At 61.5% G+C, this 26,072-nt stretch carries 20 protein-coding genes and 3 pseudogenes; 8 read left to right on the forward strand and 15 right to left on the reverse strand.

The annotated features are described in order from the left end of the window. Positions 1 to 720 precede the first annotated feature (720 nt). From ACQCS0_RS07785 to ACQCS0_RS07795, 3 genes are all read right to left on the reverse strand, one after another. Complete coding sequence (locus ACQCS0_RS07785) at positions 721 to 1,992, reverse strand: permease (RefSeq protein WP_354156012.1); 1,272 nt, start codon at positions 1,990 to 1,992, stop codon at positions 721 to 723. A 318-nt stretch (positions 1,993 to 2,310) separates the two neighbouring features. Next, a complete protein-coding gene (locus ACQCS0_RS07790) occupies positions 2,311 to 4,317 on the reverse strand; it encodes a hydantoinase B/oxoprolinase family protein (RefSeq protein ID WP_354156011.1) in 2,007 nt (668 codons plus the stop codon). Positions 4,318 to 4,319: 2 nt separating this feature from the next. Beyond that, the gene (locus ACQCS0_RS07795) at positions 4,320 to 6,374 is read right to left on the reverse strand and encodes a hydantoinase/oxoprolinase family protein (protein ID WP_354156010.1); all 2,055 of its coding nucleotides are present in this window, start codon (positions 6,372 to 6,374) and stop codon (positions 4,320 to 4,322) included. Positions 6,375 to 6,532: 158 nt separating this feature from the next. Between ACQCS0_RS07795 and ACQCS0_RS07800 the strand changes: the two genes are divergently transcribed. Beyond that, positions 6,533 to 8,131 carry a helix-turn-helix domain-containing protein gene (locus ACQCS0_RS07800; RefSeq protein WP_354156009.1) on the forward strand — a complete coding sequence of 533 codons (1,599 nt, stop codon included), beginning with the start codon at positions 6,533 to 6,535 and terminating at the stop codon, positions 8,129 to 8,131. A gap of 485 nt (positions 8,132 to 8,616) precedes the next feature. Here the strand turns inward: ACQCS0_RS07800 and ACQCS0_RS07805 are convergent, their stop codons facing one another. Both ACQCS0_RS07805 and ACQCS0_RS07810 read right to left on the reverse strand, forming a co-directional pair. Then, positions 8,617 to 8,778, reverse strand: a complete 162-nt coding sequence (locus tag ACQCS0_RS07805) for a hypothetical protein (protein ID WP_354156008.1) — start codon at positions 8,776 to 8,778, stop codon at positions 8,617 to 8,619. Next, entirely contained in the window at positions 8,772 to 8,987 is a 216-nt protein-coding gene (locus ACQCS0_RS07810; RefSeq protein WP_354156007.1) for a hypothetical protein, read from the reverse strand. The genes ACQCS0_RS07805 and ACQCS0_RS07810 overlap by 7 nt, the downstream gene beginning before the upstream one ends. Positions 8,988 to 9,256: 269 nt before the next feature. Here ACQCS0_RS07810 and ACQCS0_RS07815 point away from each other — a divergent pair, with 269 nt between their 5' ends. The 4 genes and pseudogenes from ACQCS0_RS07815 (at position 9,257) to istB (ACQCS0_RS07830) (ending at position 13,909) form a co-directional block, all read left to right on the forward strand. Beyond that, entirely contained in the window at positions 9,257 to 10,771 is a 1,515-nt protein-coding gene (locus ACQCS0_RS07815) for an amino acid permease (protein ID WP_354156006.1), read from the forward strand. Positions 10,772 to 11,005: 234 nt separating this feature from the next. Then, a pseudogene (locus ACQCS0_RS07820) lies at positions 11,006 to 11,208 on the forward strand (IS3 family transposase); the annotation flags it as partial. A 359-nt stretch (positions 11,209 to 11,567) separates the two neighbouring features. Then, the gene (gene istA / locus ACQCS0_RS07825) at positions 11,568 to 13,106 is read left to right on the forward strand and encodes an IS21 family transposase (RefSeq protein WP_426939904.1); all 1,539 of its coding nucleotides are present in this window, start codon (positions 11,568 to 11,570) and stop codon (positions 13,104 to 13,106) included. Then, the gene (gene istB / locus ACQCS0_RS07830) at positions 13,103 to 13,909 is read left to right on the forward strand and encodes an IS21-like element helper ATPase IstB (protein WP_426939905.1); all 807 of its coding nucleotides are present in this window, start codon (positions 13,103 to 13,105) and stop codon (positions 13,907 to 13,909) included. Before istA (ACQCS0_RS07825) ends, istB (ACQCS0_RS07830) begins: the two co-directional genes overlap by 4 nt. Before the next feature lie 197 nt (positions 13,910 to 14,106). Here istB (ACQCS0_RS07830) and ACQCS0_RS07835 read toward each other — a convergent pair. Both ACQCS0_RS07835 and ACQCS0_RS07840 read right to left on the reverse strand, forming a co-directional pair. After that, positions 14,107 to 14,976 (reverse strand): annotated as a pseudogene (locus ACQCS0_RS07835) (IS3 family transposase); the annotation flags it as partial. Between the two features lie 20 nt (positions 14,977 to 14,996). Further along, positions 14,997 to 15,287: a transposase gene (locus ACQCS0_RS07840; RefSeq protein WP_426939106.1), complete on the reverse strand. Its 291-nt coding sequence runs from the start codon at positions 15,285 to 15,287 to the stop codon at positions 14,997 to 14,999. A gap of 75 nt (positions 15,288 to 15,362) precedes the next feature. Here ACQCS0_RS07840 and ACQCS0_RS07845 point away from each other — a divergent pair, with 75 nt between their 5' ends. Continuing rightward, the gene (locus ACQCS0_RS07845) at positions 15,363 to 16,040 is read left to right on the forward strand and encodes a hypothetical protein (protein WP_426940176.1); all 678 of its coding nucleotides are present in this window, start codon (positions 15,363 to 15,365) and stop codon (positions 16,038 to 16,040) included. A 534-nt stretch (positions 16,041 to 16,574) separates the two neighbouring features. On the opposite strand, the gene istB (ACQCS0_RS07850) is transcribed toward ACQCS0_RS07845, so the two are convergent. The 5 genes and pseudogenes from istB (ACQCS0_RS07850) to ACQCS0_RS07870 form a co-directional block, all read right to left on the reverse strand. Beyond that, positions 16,575 to 17,354 (reverse strand): IS21-like element helper ATPase IstB, encoded by a 780-nt coding sequence (istB, locus tag ACQCS0_RS07850; protein ID WP_354156004.1) that lies wholly within the window; start codon positions 17,352 to 17,354, stop codon positions 16,575 to 16,577. Beyond that, positions 17,351 to 18,891: pseudogene (gene istA, locus ACQCS0_RS07855) on the reverse strand (IS21 family transposase). Before istA (ACQCS0_RS07855) ends, istB (ACQCS0_RS07850) begins: the two are co-directional and overlap by 4 nt. A 1,128-nt stretch (positions 18,892 to 20,019) precedes the next feature. Then, the gene (locus ACQCS0_RS07860) at positions 20,020 to 21,057 is read right to left on the reverse strand and encodes an AAA domain-containing protein (protein WP_354156003.1); all 1,038 of its coding nucleotides are present in this window, start codon (positions 21,055 to 21,057) and stop codon (positions 20,020 to 20,022) included. Next, positions 20,940 to 22,202: an AAA domain-containing protein gene (locus ACQCS0_RS07865; RefSeq protein ID WP_354156002.1), complete on the reverse strand. Its 1,263-nt coding sequence runs from the start codon at positions 22,200 to 22,202 to the stop codon at positions 20,940 to 20,942. The genes ACQCS0_RS07860 and ACQCS0_RS07865 overlap by 118 nt, the downstream gene beginning before the upstream one ends. A gap of 108 nt (positions 22,203 to 22,310) precedes the next feature. Continuing rightward, positions 22,311 to 22,793 carry a hypothetical protein gene (locus ACQCS0_RS07870; protein WP_426939429.1) on the reverse strand — a complete coding sequence of 161 codons (483 nt, stop codon included), beginning with the start codon at positions 22,791 to 22,793 and terminating at the stop codon, positions 22,311 to 22,313. Positions 22,794 to 23,017: 224 nt separating this feature from the next. Between ACQCS0_RS07870 and ACQCS0_RS07875 the strand changes: the two genes are divergently transcribed. Next, complete coding sequence (locus tag ACQCS0_RS07875; RefSeq protein WP_354222281.1) at positions 23,018 to 24,208, forward strand: acyl-CoA dehydrogenase family protein; 1,191 nt, start codon at positions 23,018 to 23,020, stop codon at positions 24,206 to 24,208. An 11-nt stretch (positions 24,209 to 24,219) separates the two neighbouring features. Here the strand turns inward: ACQCS0_RS07875 and ACQCS0_RS07880 are convergent, their stop codons facing one another. The 3 genes from ACQCS0_RS07880 to ACQCS0_RS07890 form a co-directional block, all read right to left on the reverse strand. After that, positions 24,220 to 24,699, reverse strand: coding sequence for a transposase (locus ACQCS0_RS07880; RefSeq protein ID WP_354156031.1), 480 nt, complete (start codon positions 24,697 to 24,699; stop codon positions 24,220 to 24,222). A gap of 378 nt (positions 24,700 to 25,077) precedes the next feature. Next, the gene (locus tag ACQCS0_RS07885) at positions 25,078 to 25,278 is read right to left on the reverse strand and encodes a hypothetical protein (RefSeq protein WP_354155999.1); all 201 of its coding nucleotides are present in this window, start codon (positions 25,276 to 25,278) and stop codon (positions 25,078 to 25,080) included. Continuing rightward, a complete protein-coding gene (locus ACQCS0_RS07890) occupies positions 25,275 to 25,817 on the reverse strand; it encodes a hypothetical protein (protein WP_354155998.1) in 543 nt (180 codons plus the stop codon). The genes ACQCS0_RS07885 and ACQCS0_RS07890 overlap by 4 nt, the downstream gene beginning before the upstream one ends. A 91-nt stretch (positions 25,818 to 25,908) precedes the next feature. On the opposite strand from ACQCS0_RS07890, the gene ACQCS0_RS07895 reads away from it, so the two are divergent. Continuing rightward, positions 25,909 to 26,034 (forward strand): ANTAR domain-containing protein, encoded by a 126-nt coding sequence (locus ACQCS0_RS07895; protein WP_426939540.1) that lies wholly within the window; start codon positions 25,909 to 25,911, stop codon positions 26,032 to 26,034. Positions 26,035 to 26,072 lie beyond the last annotated feature (38 nt).

Consider the following 26,072-nt stretch of genomic DNA (forward strand, 5'->3'; position numbering starts at 1 on the left):
GAGTACCAGGACTAAGTCGCGAGGAGAGAAAAGTCTATGTCCCGGGTGTCCGGCTGACCGGTAGTGTTTGTCGAACGCTGGATTCGGGGTTGATACTCGTCGCTTCGAACGTGATGCCGGCAGCCTTCAAAGCAGGCCTGCGACGGCACCCATCGTGCCTGCCTTTTGTCTCTGGGGTCAGGTGCGCTAGATAGAGCATTCAGGACGTCATCCCAGTCGGCAAGATTCAATCGACCCTGACCGGGGCCAGCGGGAGTTGGTGCTTTAGATACTGCGCGGGATTCGACGATATAAGTCCCGGACATGCAAAGCGGGCGCCAAGAGGTTGGTGACGAAAGGACCACGATGCCCTTCGGAGGGGGCTTGACCTGCGCTGAACTCAAGGAAGGCCACGGCCAAGAGCCGGGTAAGGAGCGGTCGCACGGGTCCGGACCTAAATAGGTGGAGGGGGTCGAACCTGCCATTGCGGGTCTTTCCAGAAGTTGACAACGTCTGAGCCCCGGCAGCGGTTGGTTCAGAGACGAATTACCCCTGGGCAAAGTCGACGGCGGTTCATCGTTCACCGGACTCAGGTCTATGCCATCTCCCGAGTTGCTGGATCCGCTTCTCTGCTGAATTGTGGGTCTTCTTTAAGAACTTTGGCGATGCCAGAGGCGTGGGCGAACTCCATCGGACCACTTTGTCCGATGGAGTCCGGCCGCACGTGTCAGCGATATGGCTTCAGCTGGCGGGATGCGAAAGGGCAGGATCCAACTCTTCATCGGCTCGGTCAATTGTATCTGCTGAACTGACTAGACGCGGCGGGGAGAGCTTATAGGCGCCGTAATAGACGCCTGCAGCCAAGGCCATGGTAATCAAGGGCGTAAGCTGGGACACTACCGGCCACGCTGTTTGTTCAGTGAGTGCAATTCCGATTGCTGAAGCAAATACCCAGGCCACCGCGCCGGGGCTGATCGCTTTGAGATTAGCCGGGCGAATATCGGGGACAAGATTTTGTGTTTTCCTGTTCAGTCCGATAAATACCAGTGCGATAGCAACCCAGGCGGTTACAAATACGCCTTGCCAGGCCAGAGCCTTGAGTAGGTAGCTCAGAACGTCCGTGAGCATGAGTAAAAAGGCCAGTGCGCCGCAGACGATTACCCATACATAGCGGGGCAGGTTGAGCCGAAATACCCGGCTGGCAAATGCCGAGAGGTTTTCGGATGCCAGGAAGTAGTTGGCGGTATTGATGCGGGTCTGTGAGATGAGGATGATAAGTAAGCCGGCCAGTCCCAGCGATGAGATAAATGCCTGGACGACCCCGGTTTCAGAGGCTTCAATTCGCCATGCACTCATGATGTAGATGCCAACCAGCCCGTTCAGCCCGAAAGTGAACGCGTAGAAGACCCATCCAAATGTCACCGTCCCCAGGAACTTTTCGTCTTTTTTTCGTCCCAGCCGGGCATAGTCAAAGGTGTACATCATCATGATGTAGACGCCCATGTAGATCAGGTAGGAAGTGAGCCAGCCCGGCAGGGCTGATGAGACGGCGGCCTGGCCAATCCAGGCTGTGGGTACTCCCCGGATGAGAGTAGCGGCGATGACCACCGCAATCAGACCAGCAACGTAGAGCGGGAGCAGGACGCCGTTGAGTTTGTCCAGCCAGTTCTGCACGCCGCCCAGGGCCAGTGGTATGGCGTAGAGCACCACGATGCCGTACCAAATGACGATGCTTCCACCGAAGTACTCGTGGAACGCGATGGCGATGATGGACCCTTCGAACACTGCATAGTAGATGGCAGTGGCTGCGAAGATCAGCGATGCCAGTGCCGAGCCGACCAGTCCGAAGAGCGTACGGGAGAAGAGACTGACCGTGAGCCCTGTCCGCGCCGCGTAGCGCGAGAGAACCAAGTTGATGGCACCGTAAGTGACAACGGTGAGTGCCATTCCGATCAGTGTGTTCACGACGCCCACTGCTCCTGCTGAAGCGACCGCGACGTAGATCCAGAACATAGCGGAGAATACCGCCCACCAAGCCATTGTGAGCGACCATCTTCCGGCACGCTCAGTGGCGGGTAGAACGTAATTTGAGTATGACAATTTTGCACCTTTCAAATCTTTGAAGAAGCTAGGGAGGGGGATGCTTGGCGGTAGATCGTTTTGAGAGGAGCTGCCAGGGCTCCTCCGTGTTTCGAACCGGCGTTAGCTCCCCGCCAAATTGAACTGCTTCCTTCACCGTGGTCACGGATCTGTCGCGATTGCAGGGCAATGAAGATAGCGGGTCCGCCGACGCGATCAGCGCCGGCGGACCCGGTGTTGGTCAGAATGCGCTTAGTGCCAGTGGGCCGACGAACGCTTTTCCATACTCTTGCGGAACTCTGAGGTGGTCTCCGGGAACAGTTCTCCAGTGCCCCAGTCCAGGATGACGCCGTGGCGGCGGATCACGTCGAGCATGTCCACCTCTCCGGCGCGGTACTTCTCCGCCACGGCGACGGGATCGGCAGTCAGCCACCCTGGCCGGTCTGCACGGATCTGCTGGCGCAGCTCAAGGCTGGCTGCTTGATCGATCTCGAACTGGTCCAGGTCGCGATCGATTTCGCGGATGATGACGCCGTAGTCCTTCGCTGCGCGTTCGATCGACACGTACTGGTCGATGACGTCTTCGAGGACTTCGTCGAAGGGGCGTTCTAGGGGATCGCCATAGCCGCCACCACCAGCGGACGGGCGGGTAAACGAGTCCCCGGAGTGCAGCGGAACGGCAGAGAAGTTGGAACCGAGAAACCTTTCCTGATCGGTGCCCTTGTTCATCCAGACACCATGCGGGATCGACGGCAGACCGCCTTCAATGCCCCACGTGATGGAGCGTGCACGGTCGCAGCAGTAGCTCATCACGGTCTTCGTCGCGTCGACCAGGGTGCCGCCCTTTTCGATGCCGAGGCCGCCGCGGAATCGACCGGGGCCGCCCGAGTCAGTACCAATCTGGTGCACTGTGGTCAGGACCGGTGACAGCCGCTCCTGACCTTCGATGGGCTGGACCGCCAAGCCGGGTCCGAAAACCGGGGCAGTGGCGCTGGCGCCGTCCTTGGAGGCTCGGCCGCCCCAGCCGCCGGCCATCCAGTCGTACCACATGAAGTAAGGGTTATCGTCGGTGCGGCCGTCGCGGCCACCGACCAGGAGGTACTCGAGGTTGAAGGCGCAGGCCATGGCGCGTTCGGGCATGATCTGGGACCAGAGCTCGAAGATTCCGTTCATGAGCTTTTCGTAGGGACCGGAGCAGAACCCGGTGACCGCGTAGGGCCAACCGGCATTGACCACGGTTCCCTCCGGCCCGATTTCTGCATCGACGGCGGCGTAGAAGCCGGAGTTCAGCGGAACGTCCGGGAAAAACGTCTTGGTGCCGGCGTAGATGGCCGAGTGGGTGGTGCCGTAACCGGAGTTAAGGAAGGTTTCGACGGCCGGAGCCGAACCGGTCAGGTCGTAGTGGATACCCTTGCCGTCCAGCGTTAGCTTGATTTTGATGGGCACCAGGCCCTCGCCCTTGCCCGGGTCGAAGTCGATGTAGTCGGTGGTCTCCCACACTCCCTGCGGTAGGGATTCCAATCGGCGCAGGACGATCCGTTCAACGTAATCCTGGGTTTCCTGCATCGCGGCGACAACCGTCGATTTGGTGTACTTGTCCACCAGTCTGAGGACTTCGCGCTCGCACACGGCTGTCGCTTCGGATTGGGCCTGTAGGTCACCCATCGCCTGGCTGGGCGCGCGGGTGTTGGAAACCAGGAGCTGGGCGACGTCGTGCAGGAACACGCCCTTGCTCCAGATACGGACGGGAGTAATCCGCAGGCCTTCACCGAAATGCTCCTTGGCGTTGACATCGAATGAACCGGGAACGTTGCCGCCGATGTCAGCCCAGTGGCCCTTGTTCTGGGCGAAGGCGATTACCTCCCCGTCCGAGAAAATCGGCCGGATGAAGCTGACGTCGTTGAAGTGCGTACCTCCCCGGTAGGGGTCGTTGATGGCGAACACGTCGCCGGGGTGAATGTCTTTTCCGAATTCTTCAATGACGGCCTTGCACTGGAAGTGCAGGGTACCCACGTGGACGGCGATGTCGCCGCTTCCCTGCATGACGGTGTTTCCGTTTGCGTCACAGAGGGCGGAGGAGAAGTCACGGGAATATATGACGAAGGAGTAGCAGGTCCTCAGGATCTGCTCGCTCATCAGGTCGACGCTGGTGACGAAGGCGTTTTTCAGCACCTCGAATGTCACGGGGTCAAGGCCTGATGCCTGCCGTGCATCGGTGTGGGCGACATGGAGATCTGGCATGGTGATCACGTCGGTCATGATTAGGCTTCCTGCTCGTCTTTGAATTCTGTGAGGTGGATCCGGATGTTGAGCCACTCGTCGATTTCGGCGGTTGTGCGCGGGGGCACGACTGTTGTGGAGTCAAGCTGGTCGATGATGGCGGGACCTTGGAAGGTCGCGCCTGCCCCGAGCTTGGTGCGGTCGTAGACGGGCGTATCGACCCAGCCGTCCTTCCCGAAGTACACCGGCCGGACCGAATCGGGCTCGCCGGGCTCGGAGACCCGTTTTGTCGCCGGGGCGAAGGAGGGCTTGGGCGTCTTGCCGATAGCGGAGAGCTGAAGCTGGTAGATCTCCACGGGCTGGTCATCTTGGCGGAACGCAAATTCGCGCTCGTGCTGCTGGTGGAAGCTCTGGATGGCTTCTTCGAGAGCACCGTCGCCGGTTCCCATATTCACGGCTAGCGATCGCCATTGTCCCTGGTAGCGCATGGAGATGATCCGCTGCAGGATCGAATTTTCCGCGGATACGCCTTCGTGGCGGAGCCGGGCGGTGGCCTCCGTTTCGAGGGCCTTGTACTTGCTCTCCAGGTCTTCCGGATCGGCGTTTGCGGCAACGGCCGTGTACATCGCGGACAGGTCGTGCCTGATGTCCACCAGGAGGCAGCCCAGTGCGGAGGTGACACCGGGGTTGGGCGGAACGACGACGGTGGGAATGTTCAGTTCCCTGGCCACCTCTACCCCGTGCAGGGCGCCGGCGCCACCGAAGGCGAGCAGCGCGAAGTCGCGGGGGTCGTAGCCGCGGCGGATGGAGATCAGGCGGACGGCGTCGGCCATGTTGGCGTTCGCGACTTGGAGGATGGCGTGGGCGGCCTCGGCTTCGCTCATGTCCAGCGGTTCAGCGATGGCACGCTTGATCACGGCCTGCGAGAGCCCGCGGTCCAGCGTCTTCGCGCCGCCGGCCAGGGTGGATCCGAGCCTGTTCAGGACCACGTTGGCGTCGCTATTGGTGGGCTCTTGGCCGCCCATGTTGTAGCAGGCGGGTCCCGGATCGGCACCCGCGGACTGCGGGCCGTTGCGCAGCGAACCGGCAATGTCAATGTGCGCGATCGAGCCGCCGCCGGCGCCGATGGTGAGGACCTCGATGCTGGGGAAGACGATGGGGTGGCCGTATTCAACCTGCCATTCCTTGGTGATGCGGAGCTCCCCGTCGGAGACCAGGGCAATATCGGTAGACGTGCCGCCCATGTCCAGGCTCACGGCGTTTTCGAAGCCACACTGCTGGGCGATGTGTTTGGCCGCGATGGCGCCGGCTGCGATGCCGGACGCTGCGAGGCGCACCGGGTAGCGCTTGACCATGCGGGGGGTCATAGAACCGCCGCCGGAGTGCAGGAGCAGCAGGTCGCCGTCGTAACCGCCGGTCTTGAGCTCCTCGGCGAGGCGGCTGACGTAGCCGGATACCAGGGGTCCCAGCACGGCGTTGGAGACGGCGGTGTTGAAGCGGTCGTGCTCGAAAATTTCAGGCAGGATCTCGGCCGAGGTGGAGACCGTGGCTTCCGGAAGTTCCTCTTCCAGGATTTTCCGCATCCGAATTTCGTGCTCGGCGTTAGCGTAGGAGTTGATGAAGCAGACGGCGATGGTTGTGACGCCGCGCTTACGGAGCACCGCGGCGAGACGGCGGGCTTCTTCTTCGTCCAAAGGAGCGACGATGTTGCCGGCGTAGTCAATACGCTCGGTCACCTCGAACCTGTCGCGGCGGCGGATGTAGGGGCCGGTTACGTCGTTGTAGGCGTCCCAAAGGTCGTCTTTGGTACCATCCCGGATCTCGATGACATCCCTGAACCCCTTTGTCGTGACCATGGCTGCGGGGGGAAAATTCCGGGTAATCAGGGCATTCGTTGCTACCGTGGTGCCGTGTGAGAACAGCGACACGTCCGCCAAATTGACCTCGGCCCGTTCCACCCCGCTCAATATCGCCAGCATGGGGTCGGCCGGTGTCGACGGGACCTTGGTGACACGCATACGCTGTGTTTCTTCATCGAAAATGCAGACGTCAGTAAATGTTCCCCCGACGTCGACGGCGACTCTGAGATTGGACATCTATGTTCCTCCAGGAAGCTGATTGGGATACCAACAACCATCCGCTGTGACGTGAATCTCTGTCACTGGCGAAACTAAAATTAAGGAACACACACCGTTGTGAGAATTACAATCAGCCTTCCGCCCGGCGCTCCGTTACGTCGAACTTAGGAGTCAGGATGCCCGATAAGTCTCCCGTCACTCTTCATGCCGTGGTGTCAGAAGCTCCGTTGGGCCTGGCTCCTCTGGTCCCGGGCAACCCGGACGCTGTCATAACGGGAGCCCACACAAGCGACATCCACAATCCGGCGGCCTGGCTGGAACCAAACACTGTTCTGCTCACCACCGGGTTGAGGTTTGTGAACACTGAACGGGATGAACGGCTGGCCGTGAGACTCGTAGAAGATCTGCGGAAGGCCCGCGTAGCGGCCCTGTTTTTCGGCGTTGGGGTTTACTTTGACCAGGTCCCCGCCATGCTGGTCGCAGCATGCAAACAAGCCGGGTTCCCTTTGTATACGGTGGCACCCGACGTTCCCTTCCACCGCATCGAGAACTTCATCAACCAGTCCCAAGCGTCTCCTGACGCCTACCTGCAAAAGCGGGCACTGTGGCTAAGCAATGACCTGCTGCAAAGCATCTCTGCCGAGAACCCCGTCCACGCCCTCATTGTCAGGCTCGCCATGGCATGCCGGGGTACAGCGGTGCTTTACGAAGATTCCGGACGAATCGTCGAATCCTCCGGGGACGGACCGACCCACTTGATCTGGAAAGAACTGCGTAACGGCAATAACAGGTCTGAGATCGTGGTGATAGGGCAGTGGGGAGTTATGGCCCGGCCGCTGGTGCTTCGAGGGGACGGCTTTGTCATTGCGGTGGCCAGTAGGAATCACCGCGTACTGAAAGATCTCGGAGACCTACTGCTGGAGACGACGCAGCGACTCCTTGCGGCAGTGAATGGAATCGCTCAGTTCTCAGATTCGAGACAACGGCACGAAAACACGCAATTGCTGACCCTGCTGCAAGACGGCGTGCCCGTGGCCCGCGAGTTCAGGCACTGGGAGCGGATGCGTGCGTTCCGATTTACACCCTACGAGCCCCTTCGGGCCGTGGTCGCCGCAAATCTCGCCCAGCAGCCGATGGACCCTTCCTTTTCGGAACAACTTTTGCGCCGAGCCGAAGCCAGTGGTCTGGGACTATTGCTCGCGGAGAATGGGCGAACTCCCGAGAGTCCGCCGGGCTTTCATGCTGTGGTTTCGAACTCATCAGCCTTGGACGCCTGGCTGGAGTTGACGGACAGGACTGTTTTCGTCGGCCTGTCTGAACCTTATTCCGACCTTGCCAGGACCCCCGAGGCTTTCCGGGACGCAGAGGCAGCAGCAGGCATTGCCCGCAGGCAAATCCAGGCATCGACAAGGACCGGCTCCGGGATCTATAGGGGGATCGTCCGGCTAGACGACGTGGACCCAGCCACGTGGCTCCTTGCCCGTCGGCAGTCACCACAGGATAAGGACAAGCTAAATTTGTTTGTTGAGGCACTACATGGCGACAGCGAACTGAAGCAGACGGTCATCTGCTACCTGGTGAACGATCTGGACGTTGCGAAGGTCGCTGGCGTGTTGTTCGTTCACCCGAACACCGTCCGATACCGGTTGAAGAAAGTTGAAACTTTGGTAGGCGGGTCTCTCTCGAGCCCACGGATAATTGCCAACCTTTACCTCGCCTTTCATGACGACATAGTTGCTTTGAGCCAGGCCTGGAACGAATCGGGCAATCCGTAAAACACGCAAGTGGGACCCGGCTGTCATGGTGCGGAAGCGGGAATAAACCGAGCCTCTTCAAGAAACTGGCTCCAGCATTTCTTCACCCCTTTGTCTGGCTGATGCCGGTCGCCGCCGAATCTTCCAACCGACCCTATTTGTGCCTACTCTCCGACGACAGAGTTAAGGCCGGTGGAAAGACTTCCGCCCGCACGGACACCATCCGTGGGATGCCTGCGTCGATTTAATAATTCGTGGCCCAGCCAGAGGGAAATGGTGGCGGTGTCGATGCCCGCCGCGAGCATCCGCATGACGGTGGTGTACCTAAGAACGTGCGGGTAACAGTTTTTGCCGCCAGCGTCGGACAGGTGGGTGGCCGCAGCTCTCGTATGGACGCGGAGCCGTTTGCGCGACCGCGTCGGGTGTCATCGAACGGCAGCCGCCTTGGGCGGTGAAGACCGCGGACGCGGGAGCCGGTGACAGGTTGTTCTCAAACCAGGCCTGCATTACCAGGGCCGTGGCGGCGTCCAGCGGCGTGATCCGCTCTTTGCGGCCATTCCGTAGGAGGCAACGTGCGACGGGCGGGTCAGCTGGAGATCGGCCCATGCCAGGTGCGTGAGTTCTGAGATCCGCAGGCCGGTGGTGACCAGTGTCAGGATAATCAGCATGTCGCGCCTGCCGACCGGGCTTCGGACGGGGCCGCGAGCGGGGCGTCGACCTCCGCGTCCGTGAGATAGCTGATCTGTGCTTTGGGTGCGGTCTTGGCACGGATGGCCAGCACCCGACTGATCAGGTCCGCATGCTCGGGATGCAGGTAGGCGGCGTAGCCGAAGAACGCATGGATGGCCGCAAGCAGGGGCGTTTCTAGTCGCGGCACTGTTGCACCGCCCTGTTTCCAGATAGTTCAGGAAGCCGGTGACCGTAGCAAGAAATCAGCTTTCGCTGACGTCAGGGGTCACGTCCATGTGTCTGTTCTCTGGACGGAGTGGAGGGGCGCCCTCTGATCATACGTTGTACCTTGCGTATAAGAGCGACAACGGAAACAGTGCAGATCATCCATAGACTCGGGAAGCTGCACCGCACACACTGGCAAGGAAAAGTGATTGGTATCACCGACGCCCTCCCAATCTAGGAGTCAAGAAATCCATGCAAGACCCAGAACGCGGCATCAGACCGGTATCGCCAGAGACAGCGGCCGAAATCTCCGTAGCGCCCCGTACGGAGCACAAAAAGCTCCGGTCACGCCACGTCACCATGATCACACTCGGCGGCATCATCGGCGCGAGCCTTTTCGTAGGCTCGGGCAACATCGTCCGCGCGGTAGGCCCCGCGGCCATCCTGTCATATCTGATCGGCGGGCTGATCGTGCTGCTCACTATGCGGATGCTCGGCGAGATGGCTGCCGCACGGCCGACCGTCGGTTCCTTCATGGAATATGCCCGGGTCGGCCTCGGCGAATGGGCCGGGTACTTCGTCGGCTGGCTCTACTGGTACTTCTGGGTCGGCGTCATCGCGTTTGAGGCCGTCGTCGGCGGTGCGATCCTCACCGGGTGGTTCCCGGAAGTCCCGCAGTGGCTGTTCTCCGTTCTTCTAATGCTCATTTTCACCACCACAAACTTGGTATCGGCGCGATCCTTCGGCGAAGTCGAATTCTGGCTCGCGAGCATCAAGGTCGTCACGATCATCGTGTTCCTCGGCATTGGCACCCTTTTCGCACTCGGGCTGTGGCCGAACGCCGCCTTCTCGGTCCCGAACCTCTGGACGCACGGCGGTTTCGCCCCCAACGGACTGTGGCCGGTCATCAGCGGTGTCGCGATTGTGATCTTCTCCTACTTCGGCACCGAAATCGCCGTCATGGCAGCAGCCGAATCCGAGAACCCGACCAAGGGCATCCGCCAAGCCACGAGGACTGTGGTCTGGCGCATCCTGCTGTTCTTCGTCGGCGGTGTGCTGCTCATTGTGACCATCGTTCCGTGGAACGAACTCCCGAAACCGAAGGTAGAAGCGCCGTTCGCCCATATCTTCGGACTTTTCGGCCTGCCAGGCGCTTCCGTCATCATGGGCGCAGTCATCCTCACCGCAGTATGCTCGGTCCTCAACTCGGGTCTGTACTCGGCTGCACGGATGTTCTCCGCGCTCGCCGCACAGGGCCTCGCCCCCCGCATCGTGGCCAGGAAGTCCAAAGCAGGCGTCCCATTCGTCGCTGTACTGGCGTCGACCATCGGCGGCTATGCAGCCGTGCTGGTGAACTTCCTCGCCCCGGACTCCGGGATCTTTGACTTCATCATGAACTCGGCCGGTCTTGTTGCTTTGTTCGTATACGCATTCATCGCGGTCACTCAGATGCGGCTGCGCCAGAAGATGACGCCAGAAGAGCGCACAAACCTGGAGATCAAAATGTGGCTACACCCATGGCTGGGCATTCTAACCGTCGCCGGGGTCGCAGGCATCGTCGTGGTGATGCTGTTCACCGACGATGATAGCCGGGCCCAGGTGTGGATGAGTCTCATTTCGGTGGCCGTGCTCGCCGTCTTCTGGCCGCTCGTTCGTCGAGGGATCAAGGGCCGCGGCGCGCAGCCGCCCGGCGGTGCCATCGACCACTCACACCCGGCCGTGCACGACATCGCCCGAGACGAAGTGGAGCACCTCATCCACCAGTGAACGCAGACCCGGCCGCCAGCCTGAACACTTTTGGCCACGCTGGCGGCCGGATTTCCGGCTTGGCAGCAGCCGTTCCAACGAGGTACACAGCGCTCCGGTCACCACAGTTCGACGTTTGGCACCGTCAACCGACTGACTCCTTGTACTCGCGGGGACGTATCCAGTGCAAGTCTGCCGCCTTCCCGGAAAGAGACGGAACCACCGGCGCCAACGGGGCGTAGCGGTGCCCGGTGTTTCGGCTTCCAGTCCGATGCGACCTCCTGCGGCCGGCACATCCGGTTCTTCAACGTCATCGACAAATACACCGCACCGCGCTGGCCATCATCCAACGCCGGTCGTTCAAGGCCTCAGATGTGGTCGCGATGCTGGAGAACATCATCGCCGAAACCGGCACCGTCCCGACCCACGTCAAAAATGACAGATGTGAAGGAGGCCCAGGGGCGGCGCCGGGACGTCCGGTGGACGACCGGCTAACGGGCGCATCGCAAGACCACATTCTCAGGTTGCCATGCTTACCTCTGCGCCCGATTGATAGGTTTGCGACTAACGTTTGATGGGTTTCTGACGGGGAGACGGAGCATCATGGAATCAGGCCCCAAGGACCTGTTGGAGCTCAGGCGGGCGGGCGATGCCCAGCCCTTATGGTTCCTTGACCTTGTGGGTATGGCACTCTGAAATGGCCCCACTTAGGGGACTTTTAGCCGTTTGAAATGGCCCCACCCTCGACCCGCCCGTAGCGTTCTTTTTGTCCGCCAAGACATAAGAGAACGGAACGGGATTGAAAGAGAGATCGAGAGTGAAGCAATTCGAGCGTATCCGCCTTGATGCGAGGGATAAAGATATGTCGATCAGAGAGCTGGCACGGGTGCACGGCGTTCACCGCCGCACCGTGCGGGCCGCGTTGGCAGAGGCCACGCCGCCGGCACGGAAGACGCCCGAGCGGAAGGCTCCGAAGCTGGGGCCTTGGGAGGACACCATCCGGGCCTGGTTGACCGCTGACCAGAAAGCGCCGCGCAAACAGCGCCACACGGCCCGGCGGATCTGGCAGCGTCTGGTCGATGAACACGGCGCCGTAGTTGCCGAGTCCACGGTCGCCCACGCCGTGGCCAGGATCCGCCGCGGGCTTGTGAGCACTCCGGCTGATGTTGCCGTCCCGCAGACCCACGCCCCGGGCGGGGAAGCCGAGGTCGACTTCGGCGAGTTCCAGGCCGTGATCGGCGGCACGCAGGTGAAGCTGTTCATGTTCGTGATGCGGCTCTCCTACTCCGGACGCGCCGCGCATGTGGCCTACGCGAACCAGTCGCAGGAATCCTTCCTGGACGGGCACAACACCGCGTTCGAACGCCTCGGCGGGATCCCGGCCAAAATGATCCGCTACGACAACCTCAAACCCGCGGTCACCACCGTGATCCTGGGCCGTGAACGGCTGGAAAACGAACGCTTTATCGCCCTGCGCTCCCATTACGGGTTCGACTCGTTCTTCTGCCTGCCCGGCATCGACGGCGCCCACGAAAAGGGCGGCGTCGAAGGTGAAGTCGGCAGGTTCCGGCGCCGCTGGCTGACCCCGGTCCCGGAGTTCGATACCCTCGCGGGGCTGAACGCGTATATGGCCGGCTGCGATGTCAAAGACGACCACCGCGTCATCACCGGCCGACCCGTCACCGTCGGTGCCGCGGCAGCGGAGGAAGCCGGCATGCTCCGGCCGTTGCCGGCGGACACGTTCGAGGCCGCCTCGACGTTCTCGTTCAAGGCCGACCATAAGTCCCAGGTCTGCGTCCGCCAGTCCTACTACTCGGTCCCGGCCCGCTATGCCGGGCGGCGGGTCAGCGTCAGGCTCGGTGCGCACACCATCGAGATGTTCGCCGAAGGCGCCCGGATCGCGTCCCACGTGCGGGCCATCCACAAGTATTCCTACGTGCTGGAACTGGACCACTACCTTGAGGTCCTCACCCGCAAACCCGGCGCCCTGGCCGGGGCAACAGCGCTGATGACAGCCCGCGCCTCCGGGGCCTTCACCGCAGCCCACCAGAAATTCTGGGACAGGGCCCGGGCCGGGCTCGGCGACAAAGCCGGCACCAAAGCCCTGATCGAGGTGCTGCTGCTGGCCCGGACCCTGCCGGCCGCCGCGGTCACCGGCGCGATGGAGAACGCCGTGAGGACCGGGGACTTCGACCCCGATCATCTGGCCATCCACGCCCGTGCCAGCCAGAGCTTCCACCACGTCCCGGCGGCGCTACCAGACGAAGTTGCCGGACGGATCAGGCACCTGCCCGACCGCTGGGAGCCCTCGCTGGCCGGCTACGACCGGCTGCTGGCCGCGGCAGGCAGCCGATGAGCGCCGGGCAGAGACCGTCCATGGGCCAGCTCAGTGAGCCGGCCGCCGCCGCGGCGATCGGCGCAGCCTGCAAAACCCTGTATCTGACCGGCGCCGCGCAGGTCGCCGGGTCCATGGCCGCCGAAGCCGCCCGGCAGCGCCTCAGCCACCAGGGATACCTCGCCGAAGTCCTGACCTATGAATGCGAGGAACGCGATAACCGGTCCCGGGCCCGGCGGATCAAGGAAGCCAAGTTCCCTCGCAGCAAACGCCTCGAAGACCTGGACCTGGCCCAGATCCCAGACCTGCCGCCGGCGACCCTGACGCACCTGGCCACCGGCGCGTGGATCGATGCCGGGGAACCGCTGGTACTCCTGGGCAATTCAGGGACCGGGAAAACACACCTGCTCATCGGTCTGGGCATGGCCGCCGCCGAGCAAGGACGGCGGGTCCGCTACATCACCACGGCCGCCCTGGTCAACGAACTCGTCGAAGCCGCCGACAACAAGGAACTATCGAGACTGGTCGCCAAATACGCGCGCCTGGATCTCCTTTGCCTTGACGAGGTCGGCTACGTCAAGCTCGATACCCACGGCGCCGAGCTTTTGTTCCAAATCATCACAGCCAGGGAAGAACGTGCGTCCATAGCCTGCGCAAGCAATGCCCCGTTCAGCGAGTGGGGCCAGACGTTCACCGACCCCCGCCTCGCAGCGGCAGTCGTGGACCGACTGACCTTCCGCGGCCACATCATCAACACCGGCACCGATTCCTACCGACTGAAAACAACCCAACAAACCATCAACAACAAGTCCCGGCAAAACTGACCGGAACACCAACAGGGTGGGGCCAAAACAAACGGCGAACCCGGGGCCAAATCAACTTGCTATTCCCAACCTTGTCCAGCCGCAGATCGGCGGCGGGAAATTCGATACCGGACACCTCTCGAAAATCGAGGCGCACCCTGATGCAACCGCCCTGAGGTGTGTCAAGGATGTGAGACAGTCGCGTAGTTTCTTTTTGGTCAGGCAGCCGCTGGAAGCGGTTGCGCGGTGGGTGTGAAAGCCGCCATTGCTGTGGCCGGCGGGAGGCCGTCATTGTTGCTGTGGGGCCGCCAGCGGTTGTAGAACACTTCGATGTACTTCATCACTCCGCGCCGGGCTTCCTGGCGGGTTGTGAAGCTGTGGTGGTGGTAGAACTCGTTTTTCAGGGATGAGAACGCCGACTCGGCCACTGCATTATCCCAGCACACCCCGGTGGCTCCCATGGACTGTCGGATGCCGTTACCGGTGCACCAGACACTCATTTCCCGGGATGTGTACTGCGTTCCGCGGTCGCTGTGAAAAATGGCACCAGGCTGCAGATGACCGCGGTCCCTGGCCATCTTCAGCGCCCCGGTAGTCAGAGAGGCACGCATGTGGTCAGCCATCGCCCAGCCGACGACCATGCGCGTGCACAGATCGATGACAGTAGCCAGATACAGCCAGCCCTCGCCGGTGCGCAAGTATGTGATGTCCCCGACCAGACGGGTTCCCGGGGCGGCGGAGGTGAAATCCCGCCCGATGAGGTCCGCGAAGACCTTGTCCGGATCCGAGGGAATCGTCGTGCGCTTGAACGCCCGCATCCGCTTCGCGGCCCAGCCGTTCTCCGCCATGATGACCGCCACCGTTCCCACCGACACCTCGATGCCAGCGGCGGCAAGTTTCGTATGGACCATGCGGTGCCCGAATATCCCGTCGGAAGAATCGAACATGACCTTTACGTGTTCTGTCAGCTCCCGGTGCCGGGCCGCCGTCGGGGACTCTTCCGCGGCCAGCCACCGGTAATACGAGGCCCTGGAAATGCCCAGCCGCCCGCACATCCATTGGATGGGGAACTGCGCGTTCTTCGCCTGAACAAGGCGGTAGAGATCCTCTACCGTTGTTCTCTGGCGAAGAACGCTGAAACTTTTTTTAGGAAGTCATTTTCCCTCTCGACTTCACGCAGCCGGGCTTCCAATGCCCTGTATTTCGCCGGATCCACCGGATCATCGGGTTTGCCCCCGCCCTCCGATTGGCCCTCATGATGCAGCCGCACCCAACGCTTCAGAGCGGTTACGGAAATCCCCAGCTCCGGCGCAACCGAAGCCGGCGAACGTCCCGAGGAAATCACCAGCGCAACGGCATCAGCTTTGAACTCATCGGAATAGGTTGGTCGAGCAGACATGGGCACAATCCTTTCAAACTGTGTCTCACATCAGTAGTACACCTCACCCTTCGTATCAGCGGGCTGGACCAGGCCGTGTTTGAGCGACTGGTCTCCAGCTGCGGAAGGCAGTTCACAGCGATTGAGTTCTGGAAGTGCCCCAGGATTGAGGACCTCACCCCGATTGAGGACCTGTCAGGGCTCCGGATGGTCTCGTTCTATTGGAATCAGCGGTCCACACGACTATGGAACCTTTCGCGTACGCCGCATCTGACTGCGTTGCGGGTAGAGGACTTCACCCGATTCCACCGGCTGGATGATCTACTAACCGGGCACGCTCTGAAGGAACTCATCCTTGGTGACGCGGTATGGAGCAAGACTACTTTCGAGACGCTGGAGCCTCTGGCCTCGCTGACGGGATTACTGAGTCTAAGCTTGCTTCCGAAACGCATCGACGATGGTCGGATCCAGCCTCTTGGTTCACTGACCAACCTCGAAAATCTACGAATACCATGCAACCTGTTCACAACAGAGCAGATCGCTTGGCTCCGAGCACGGTTGCACGAAACAGTGGAATCGGAAGCGTTGAACGCCCTTCTCCGGCTAACGACACCCTTCGACATCGACGGCAAGCTGCGCGATGTTCTCCTGATTGGGAAGCGTAAGCCCTGGCTCAACTCCGACCAGGACGCGGCAAGAATCCACAAGCACGTTTCCAAGTTCGAACAACTGGTCGCCAGCTTCCGAAGCGACCCAAGCCTCGAGCCGGAGTGACCAATCGCAGAAAGCCCCGGCCGCTATCCAACGTCCCGACGACCGAATAGCGTGTCGAATACGCCGTTAAAGGATCCCCAAACGCTCATCCGGGGTCACGCCATTCCTGGCTAACCAATGCTAGCCAAAAACCAATACGTTCCGTTGAGCGTTCCGCAAATGGAACTCGGAGAAGCCGTTCATCAGCTCCAGCTTTTCCGAGATCAAAGCCAAAATATTGATCGGATCGAAACTAGAGGTTCAGACTGGACCCCTATTTTTGTGTCCCGCGTGTCGGGACAATCAGGGCATGGGACGTTCGAGAGAGATCCGCGGGTCCGCTGCTGCATGCGTCCTGATTCTCTCCGTCTCCGCCTGCGGAAGCGTTGGTAATGAGGTGCAGGGAGAATGGCGCCAGGAGTGTCAATGGCCAATAGTTTGTGCCCACGGGCGGCCAGCAAAAATGCCCGCTGGTGGCCATGAAAACTGCCCACTCATGGCCATGAGATCTGCCCACCAGGTGTTTGGTGGCGTTGGCCATGTTGGGTTGTGGTTTTAGTTCATTGGTTTGACTCCTTTTCCGGCCAAGGCCTGGCTGAGGCGGATTGATTCGCCTGAGGTCTGGCATACGTGCGCGTGGTGCAGCAGCCGATCGACGGTTGCTGTGGCGAGGGTTTTGGGCATGAGTTCGTCAAAGCCGGCCGGATGCAGGTTTGAGGACACCGCGATGGACCGTTTCTCATAGGCGGCATCGACGAGGCGGTAGAGCCCCTCGGCCGCGTCGGTGCCGACCGGCAAGAGGCCTATATCATCGACCACCACTAAATCTGCGCGTAGGATCCGGGCGACGACTTTGGTGACGCTGTCATCGGAGCGGTGGGCGCGCATGAGGGCGCCGAGGTCCTCGAGCCGGAACCAGGCGACGCGCATGCCGGCCTCGACGGCCTGCTGCCCGAGGGCTTCGAGGAAGAACGTTTTGCCGGTGCCGGAGGGGCCGCAGATCACGACGTTTTCCTTCCGCCCGATCCATTCCAGCGTCCGCAGCGCCTGCTGCGTCGGGGCGGGGATCGAGGAGGCGGCGGGATCCCAAGTGTCGAAGGTCTTCCCGGTCGGGAAGCCAGCGGCCTTGCGTCTGGTGGCGAGCATGGACCGGGACCGGCCGGCGACTTCCTCGACGAAGAGGGCTTTGATGACTTCGGCCGGTTCCCAGCGCTGGGCGCGGGCGGTCGCGATCAGTTCCGGCGCCAGCGCCCGTGCATGGGGCATCTTCAACTGCCGCATCAGCGCCTCCAGCTCCGCCGGCAGGACGGGTGCGGTGGCCGGGACGGGGCTCATGCGCTTTCCTCCAGCGCGGTGGCGGCGCTGGCTGTTATGGGTGGGCGTCCGATGGCGGCCCACCCGGCGGTGCCTTGGGTGAGGGACCGGGTTTCCCGGCGGCATGGGTGGTGGTGCGGGTGAGGGCGGCGTTCAGGATCGAGGCGAGATCCTTGTTCGCGAAGCGGCCATGGATGGCCGCGGTCCCCAACGCGTGGTCGACTTCGGATTGGCCTGCGATCTTGGCCAGGGCGACGGCTTCGGCCATCTTCACGTTCATCCGCGCGGTGCCCGCCGCGGCGGCCTCGAGCAGCCAGGTGCGGGCGCCGTCGCCGATGGCGAGGAACTCCGCTTCCGCGGCGGTCCTGGCTTTCGTCGTGTACTCACCGGGGATCCGGGGCCTATGGTCTGGGAAGTGCGCGTCGTTGATTGCCGGGCTGCCGGGGCGGGCGCGCCGGTGCCGGGCGACTTCGACCGGGCCCTGGCTGCCGTGGTGGACGACGATGACCTGCTCGTCGGCTCCGGCGCCGTGGGCCCGGACGAACACCCGCGCGCCGAGCAGATATGCCGGGACGGAGTACTGGCCGTTCTCGAACGTGACCATCGGCGTGTTCTCCGGGACGGTGCGGGAGAGACCGAACGCGACGGTGTGGGCGGTGTCCGGGATCCGGTGCAACCGCGGTGCCTCCTCGGTGAGCATCGCGGCGGGTTTTCGGCGGGTGGCCCGGTGCTCACGGTTATTGACCTCGTCCATGAACGACTGGCAGGCCGCTTCGATCTCGGCGAAGGAAGCGTATTCGGCACGCAGGTTAGTGTCCTTGGGCACGATGTCGGCTTTGGCGAGTTTCACCGAGGACTCCACGCCGCCCTTGGAGGCAGGGTCCGCCGGCTGGCAGGTCAACACCGTCACGCCGTAATGGCGGGCGAAGTCGACCGTCTGCTGGTTGCGCACCGGGACCCCGGCGACATGGGAAACGGTGACCGTTTTCTCGTTATCCGTGAGGACGTAGGTTGGGGCGCCGCCAATGACACGGAAGGTGCGGTCCAGCGCCGCGAACACGCTCGGCGCCGTCCGGTCCCGCAGCGCGATGACGATCCTTAAGCGGGACCACGCCAGCCAGGCCACGAACAAAACGGTCTTCTTCCCCTCGATCACGGGGCCGTCGCCGAAATCGTACTGAAGCCACATGCCCGGTTCCGTGATCCAGGGCCGGTGCACCCGGACATGACCCAGCCGCCAGGCGGCGCGGACCTGCGCGACGGCCCGGCGGGTCGAGCGTTCCGAGCCCTCATAGCCGAGGGCCCGGAGTTTCTCGTGGGCTTTATCGGCGCGGATCTTGCCCTTGGAGGCCTCGATCCATTCCTCGATCTTGGGCAGGAACGCATCGGTGACCCGGCCCCGATAGACCGGTTCCGCGATCGGCTGGCCGGCATCCCTGGCAGCGACGTGCCGGGCGACCGTGTGGTGCGAGCAGCCGGTGAGTTCCGCGGCGGCACGCAACGATCCGGTCAGATCATACGCAGCAAGTATTTCCATGATTTCTCCGTCAAACTTCATTAGGGCCTCTTCCCGGACGACTTTGGTGCGACTAGACACCGTCATCAAACCCCGGGAAGAGGCTCCCGCCGCTTAAGCAGCAGGGCTAAGTAAAGGAAGTGGGCAGATCTCATGGCCACCAACGGGCAGTTTTCATGGCCGTCAGTGGGCAGTTCCGTGGCCGCCTATGGGCAGTTTTTCATGGCCGCTAACATCCCCCAACGGGCGGGCTGTGCAGACGGCTTTGGACATTCTGTGCAGTCGACTTCGGAAACTGACAAGCGGCGGAACCGCTGCGAGTCAGCGATTCTCATAACTATGTATCGAAACCCTGAGGTTGCATCCCGGTCCTGATCTTCAGATACGCGACACTTGGAGCGGGGCGCAACTACTTAAATCGGATACGCGCGGGTGTCGACGCAAGCGCTTGCGCTGGCGAGCTGTTCTGGCTCGTGTCCGCCACACGTTTACCCCACGGAAATGATGAAAAACGGTGACATGTCACGGACTTGCTTTGGCTCGAGGAACGTCTAGATTCCGCGGATTAGCAAGACAACGTCAGTCGTTGATAACCAATGAAATAGACTGTCCTCTGAGAAGAGGTAAGGAGTTCGAATCGCCTCTATGTCCACAGACATGCTCCCCGCGGCCCGTGCCGGACTTGTGCAGCAGGCGCGTCTCCGACCAGGGGGACCCGAGCCGTGACGTGTGATCCCGCCCCAGATTCCAGCGTTAGGTGTTGCGTGGTGGTCTTCGGGTCATGGGGTCAGACCAAAGAGAGATTGAACAGCGGCACCTTCACGGTCCGCAACCTGGGTCGTCCACCTGGTCGTACGTTTGTCGGCTGTCGTCTGGCTCACGTACTCAGCAAGAGTGTCAAGCCAGCACTGAAGCGCTATTCAGACGGCGTTCACCCACCGCTTACCCACCGGAAACAATGAAAACCAACGAGATATAACGGATGACTGCGATCCCTCGATGGGCCGTTCTGCCCCAGAATCTAGGGATAATCACTATCCAACGAATACTGACGAAAAGCACTCACTCATAATCCTAAGGTCCTCGGTTCAAGTCCGAGTAGCCCTACTGTGTGTTCCCTCCGGTCTGCGTCCACGCAAACCGGAGGGCACACGTGTCTCAGACGGATGCCTAGTCAAGAATGGCTGTGGCGAGCTTTTGGCGGATCACGTGTTCTTCGCCGCTCCCGGTGGTTGGCAGCCGCAGGAGCGGAATGCCGTGCGCGAGGCAGATCGCGTCCTTGAAGCCGTCCCGGACTCGTTGCAGAGGATCAGCCTCGTGGAAGGCGAAACCATCAACTTCCACCGCGAGGACAGGCACATTGGTGATGCGGTTGTATATGACGAAGTCCACCGTGGCGCGGTTGCGCACGTAGGCCATCTGCTGGGCCGTGAGCCTGGACAGGTCGGGGAGCAGATTGCGCAAAACGACCTGCTGAGCAACGGCCAAATCCGTGTACGTTGCCTCGGCAAGAATTTCGAGGAGCAGGGTCCACACGATGTTTTCGGAAGCGAACTTGGACGTGTTTTGAATGCGGGCAGCCAAGGGCCGGAGCACCGCCGAGTACTCCTTGTAGAGGAGATCGAATACAGATACGACTGCGCTATCGAACACGCCGTGCTCGGGATCCTGGTATTGGATGAACTGGACCAGATCGCGGAGATGACGGCTGGCCGGCAGCATGTCGTAATTCGTCACCAAAATGAACCGTTTGACCGCCCGGGATACCGCCACGTTGACCAGTTGCGGGCTATCCACAAATTCAACCCCGAAACGTCCGTTTTTCGTCTCGTCCAGGACCGTGCTCATGATGATGACTTCCTTCGCGCGGCCCTGGAACTTGTGGACGGTGTCAGCCTGGATGGTGTTGACGAGGGCTTCCGCCACTTTGTCCACTTGCAGACGGTACGGCGTGACCACACCTATGTCTTCAGGCCGTGTGTCTGAGCAGAATTCTTGCAGGACTTCCTCTGCAATAACGTCCGCTTCCCGCTGGTTGGTGCGACCGCGCACGTGCTGCCGCATGTGGTTTCCCTTAGCTGTGCGTACCACTATGAGCGCCTTGTTGTCCGGGTCACTGACCGTGTACGGAACGAGTTGCCCACCGTAAAACTTCTTGTTGCAGAAATCGATGATGGCAGGGTCGCAGCGGTAGTGCTCCCGGAGCATTGTGCGGGGGAGGTCGGTGCCGAAGCGCTCGATGATTGAGGACAGGATACTGTGCCGCCCATAGTCGTAACTTGGCGCAGGTGCTGGCCGGCACGCTCGGATGCACCCTTCGCCGCTATGTGCTGTAGCTGCTGCAGGTCGCCCACCACGATGACGTTCCGTGCGCAGGAAAGCGCCACGCCCGCGACTAGAAGGTCCACCTGGGACGCTTCATCGATGATCAGGTAGTCCAGCAGGAAGCCAGCCGGGATGCTTCGCCGTAGCGAGTGGCAGGTACTCAGGATCACTGGATAATCGTTGGCAAAGTTCTTGAAGTCCCGGCGATAAGTGTCGTCCGAATAGCCTTGAGACCGGCCACCGGAATAGCGCTGGTACAGACCGGCGTCCAGCGCTTGTCGTGACAAGTGCCCCAGTTCGTCTTCGAGACCGGGGCAGTCGTTCTGATCGAGCTGCGCTTTCGCTCGCTCGATTTGCTGTTCCAACTCCGCAATTTTGCTGTCGTAGAAAGCAGCCTGGAGACGCAGGATTACGTCCGTGTTGTCTGGATCGATGTGCTTCGTGGATCCATATCGAAAACGGCCCTTGAACCGTCGAAAAACTCTTTTGAGGCGACTTTCATTCGCTGGAACGGCCGCTGTCTGGGCGAGGAATTCGAGGATACGGTTGGACGGCCGCTTCAGGAGTGTCAATGCCGGAAGCGAGGGCAGTTCGTGACTGTCGACATGGTGGCTGAAGTGACGCCGTTCAAGTTTGTAGGCATCCAGCTCCTGCCGCAGCATAGCTAGCTCCCGGGCCATCACCTGCAAGTGCTGGAGTTGCTTGTCGAGGTCCGAAATCCGACCGGCTGCTGGCAAGGACACAGTTGAGCGCCCGGCTTGGCGTTGCACCTCGACGTTTTCGGCGTGTTGTCCCGCGAAGAACTTACGTCTCACGTCGCTACGCCCCAAGTCTGCAACGACGTGGCCGAGCCCTTCCCGCGCGAGCTTGTCGCGGACGTTTTCCACCGCGGCATCATTGGAAGACACAATGCCCACAGTTGTCCCCGGGGAACGGATGATGTTGGCAACCAGGTTCAGTATTGTTTGCGTCTTTCCTGTTCCCGGCGGCCCGTCGATGACCGAGATACGGTGGGTGAGGCCTTTCATCAGAGCCTCGCGCTGGCTGAGGTTTGACGAAAACGGGAAAATAAGTTCCCCGATTTCCGCCGAGGCATCCAGGGCTTCGCCGCGAAGGTAGAGATCGAGGATGCTCCCCTAGGGGATGGCCCGAAAGCTCTTGTATAGGGGGCGCAATGGATCGTCCTGCCCGAGATGGGAAACGACGTGGTGCCAGTAGTTGAGGACGTCGTAAGCTTCGGTGGCGTCCTCCGCAGCGTGGACAATGCTGATCTCGTCCTGCCTGCATGTCCTATAGACTTCGCGTCCGCTGGTTAAGGAGAAAACGCGCCACCAGGTCTGGCCTGGACCGTCAAAACGCCACACCTCCGTCACTCCCTGCACGGGATCTCCACGGATGCTGACACAGTCCCTATCCTCAATGGGTTCGCGTGTCGGGTTGCGCAGAATCATGACGTTCTGGGCCGAATACCTGTATTTCCGCGGGCTGCTGGCTAACTGGAATGTAACGAAGGTGAAGTCGGCGGCGACAACGTAATCCAAAACTTGCGAGGTTTTGTCGTGAAATCCGGGCTGGTCCCTGCTCCGGATGAGAACGGCCTCGCGGCGCGGGTCAGTCAATACAATTCCCCCAAGTGAAAGATGCAACATCCTTGCCCCCGACGTTATCGAAGTTCGCTGCACCGTTCGACCGCCTGGGCGTTTGCAGGTCCAGCTTCGTTCCATCGCCACCGTTGCGGAGGGTAAGCCCGATGCGGTAAGTTACTCATCAGTAACTTAATGAACTTCCGGGGATATTCGCGCCTTGGAGCCGTCTATCAGCACTGATCCCTAGCGAGGAAACCATGCCTAAGAAATCCATTGACATCAACAACCTTCCGTACGCCGACGGCGACTTCTTCGCCTTCGAGCAGCTTCTCACCGCCAAGGAGCAGGACCGGCTGGCCGAGATCCGGGGTTTCCTTGCCCGCGAAGTCCGGCCGATTGCCGTGGATTGCTGGAACCGCGGTGAGTTCCCCATGGAACTCATTCCCAAGCTGGCCGAAATCGACCTGGTGAGCCCGGTGCGGCGCCAGGGCTACTCCAACCTGTTTGCCGGCCTGGTCCACGCCGAGGCCACGCGCGCCGATACCTCCATCGCTACCTTCATGGGCGTGCACGACGGACTGTTCACCGGCTCCATCGAAGCCCTTGGCTCCCAGGAACAGCAGGACGCCTGGCTCCCGGATATTTATTCGCTGAAGAAGATCGGCGCATTCGGGCTCACCGAACCCCTGGGCGGTTCCGATGTGGCCGGCGGCACGCGCACCACAGCACAGCGCGACGGCGACACCTGGATCCTCAATGGCGACAAACGCTGGATCGGCAACGCTACATTCGCGGACTGGGTGGTCATCTACGCCCGGGACCTCGCCGACAACCAGGTCAAGGGTTTCCTGGTAGATACGGCGCTGCCCGGGTTCAGTGCCACCAAAATCGAAAACAAGATCTCCCTCCGGACCGTCCAGAACGCAGACATCGTCCTGGAGAACGTGGTGGTTCCGGACTTCTTCAAGCTGGCAGGCGCCAACAGCTTCCGCGACACCAACAAGGTCCTGAAGGTCACGCGGCTGTCCGTGGGCTGGCAGGCAGTTGGCCAGCAGCTGGCAGCGTTTGACGTGGCTCGCCGCTACGCCGTGGAACGCCACCAGTTCGGCCGTCCGCTGGCGTCGTTCCAGCTCGTCCAAAGCCAGTTGGTGCAGATCCTCGGAAATGCCGTTAGCTCGATGGCCATGATGGTCCGGCTCTCCCAACTGGAGGACGCTGGCCAGGCCAAGGACGAACAGTCCGCCCTGGCCAAGGCATTCACCACCGCCCGGATGCGCGAGAGTGTTGCGATCGGCCGCAGCCTCCTGGGCGGCAATGGCATCGTGACGGACTTCGAGATGGCCAAGATTTTTGCAGATGCCGAAGCCATCTACTCGTATGAGGGAACCCACGAGATCAACACCCTCGTGACCGGCCGTGCCATCACCGGGATCTCTGCCATCGTCTAGGGCGTGTCTCTTTATTGGCGTAGCCAGATGACGACTGCGTACAGGATAACGCCGGCGCGGTAGGTCAGTGTGAGTTTGTCGAAGCGTGTGGCGATGCCGCGCCATTGCTTGGAGAGGCTGAAGGATCTTTCGACGGTGGTGCGGCCTTTGTAGGTCTCGGAGTCGAAGTTCACGGGCCGGCCGCCGCGTGAGCCGCGGCGTTTGGCGTGTCCGATCTGATCGGAGGGTTCCGGGATGACGGCTTTGATACCCCGGTCGCGGAGTATGGCGCGGTTCGCCCGGGACGAGTAGGCCTTATCTCCCATCGCGGCATCGGGGCGGGTTCTGGCGCGACCTCCGCCGAGACGAGGAGCCCGGGCTGCTTCCATGACGACGGGGAACATGGGCGAGTCGCCGCCCGCGCCGGGGCCAAGACTCATCGCCAGCCGGCTGTCCTTGCCGTCGCAGGCGTGCTGGATCTTGGTGCTTAGCCCGCCCCTGGAGCGGCCGATGGCGTGGTCAGGCGGTTGGGTAAAAAGTTTCTTGTAATTCGGGAGTTCCCCCTGTGGCGCGGGGAAGGTTCGTCCCGTGCTGGTGGGCTCGGTTGATAGTTGAGTCCACCAACACGGTCCAGTCGATCAGCCCGGCCGCGTCCGCTTCGGCCAGAAGCCTCGTGTGGATCCGGTCCCACGTGCCGTCGGTTGCGAAACGGCGGTGCCTAGGTGTTCGTCGAATGTGTGAACGTCGCCCATGGCATTGAAACACCATGAAGGTGCGTTTTTGCTGCCATGACACTCCATGCAGCGACGTCGCGCACGTCAATGATGCTGGTCGGCAAGTCGGGGGCGAATGGTGCTAGGACTGGGCCAGGCCGGCATGCGGGTAGCGATTTAAGTCAAGGTGGACCTGCGGAGGTCTTCATCACCCGCGAGTTCGTACCAGGTCTCCGCCTCCAGTGTGGGCGAGGGCGTGTCAAGGTTCCAATACAGGGCATCGATGAGATTCCTGAGCTCTTGGACCGCCAGAGTGGGGAGGATCATTCCCGGTCCGCGGGGATCGTTGATGAGCTGGGACAGCCGCAAGGGTGTCATGGTGCGGTATCTCGGACGCGGGGCCAACTGCAGAGGATGCTGTTCACTGTGACTCCATCAGAACGCGTTGAGAGGGTGTAGGTAGCGTCCCTGAGTGTAATCCGCGGCCCGGAAGCGAGCTCCACGAACGGGCTCCAGGCCCAAGCGGCGGCCAGGCGGACGGGCAAGCCGGTGCGGGCTAGCACCCTGAGCAGCATCAGTGTGACGGCCCCTCCAATCAGCAGCCCGGCCAGCTGGACCAGAAGGTAGCCCACCGCGTCAGGGACCGCAGCCCGGACCGCGAGGAAATAGATCTCAGCCGTGGACGGGTAAAACGTGGGCACATGCGGCCGGTTAATGGCCGCGCAGAGAGGGTTTCCGGACGGAAAACCCGTGGCGGCCACGGACTCTGTCCCAAACAGATCCACTGAACAGACAGCTTTCCCGTCAGGACCTGACGTGCCCTGCGCAAACAGCCAGGCCGGCCGGTGATCGGCGAGGGTCTCATCGCGGGCCTCTTCGGTAATGATGTGGTTACCGAAGCGGAGGGGTTTGCTCACACTGCTAGCCGTGCCCTCCGGGTGGCGCTGAGAGTCGCTGCCGCCGAGGAGCTGGCAACCCATTTACGGGCCGCCCTGGAGCAGGACAGCTATTGATGTGGCCTGCGGGACGATCATGGCCGCGGACCGGTGTTCCAGGGACCAGGCATTTGACATTCTTTGCCACGCGTCAAACAACCGCAACGAAAACTTGGCGACCTCGCCCAGGAACTCATAACCCGAACTGCCGGGGCTACGGTGATGACAGCACATTTC

The organism is Pseudarthrobacter sp. S6 (assembly GCF_050156575.1).
Classification (GTDB): domain Bacteria; phylum Actinomycetota; class Actinomycetes; order Actinomycetales; family Micrococcaceae; genus Arthrobacter.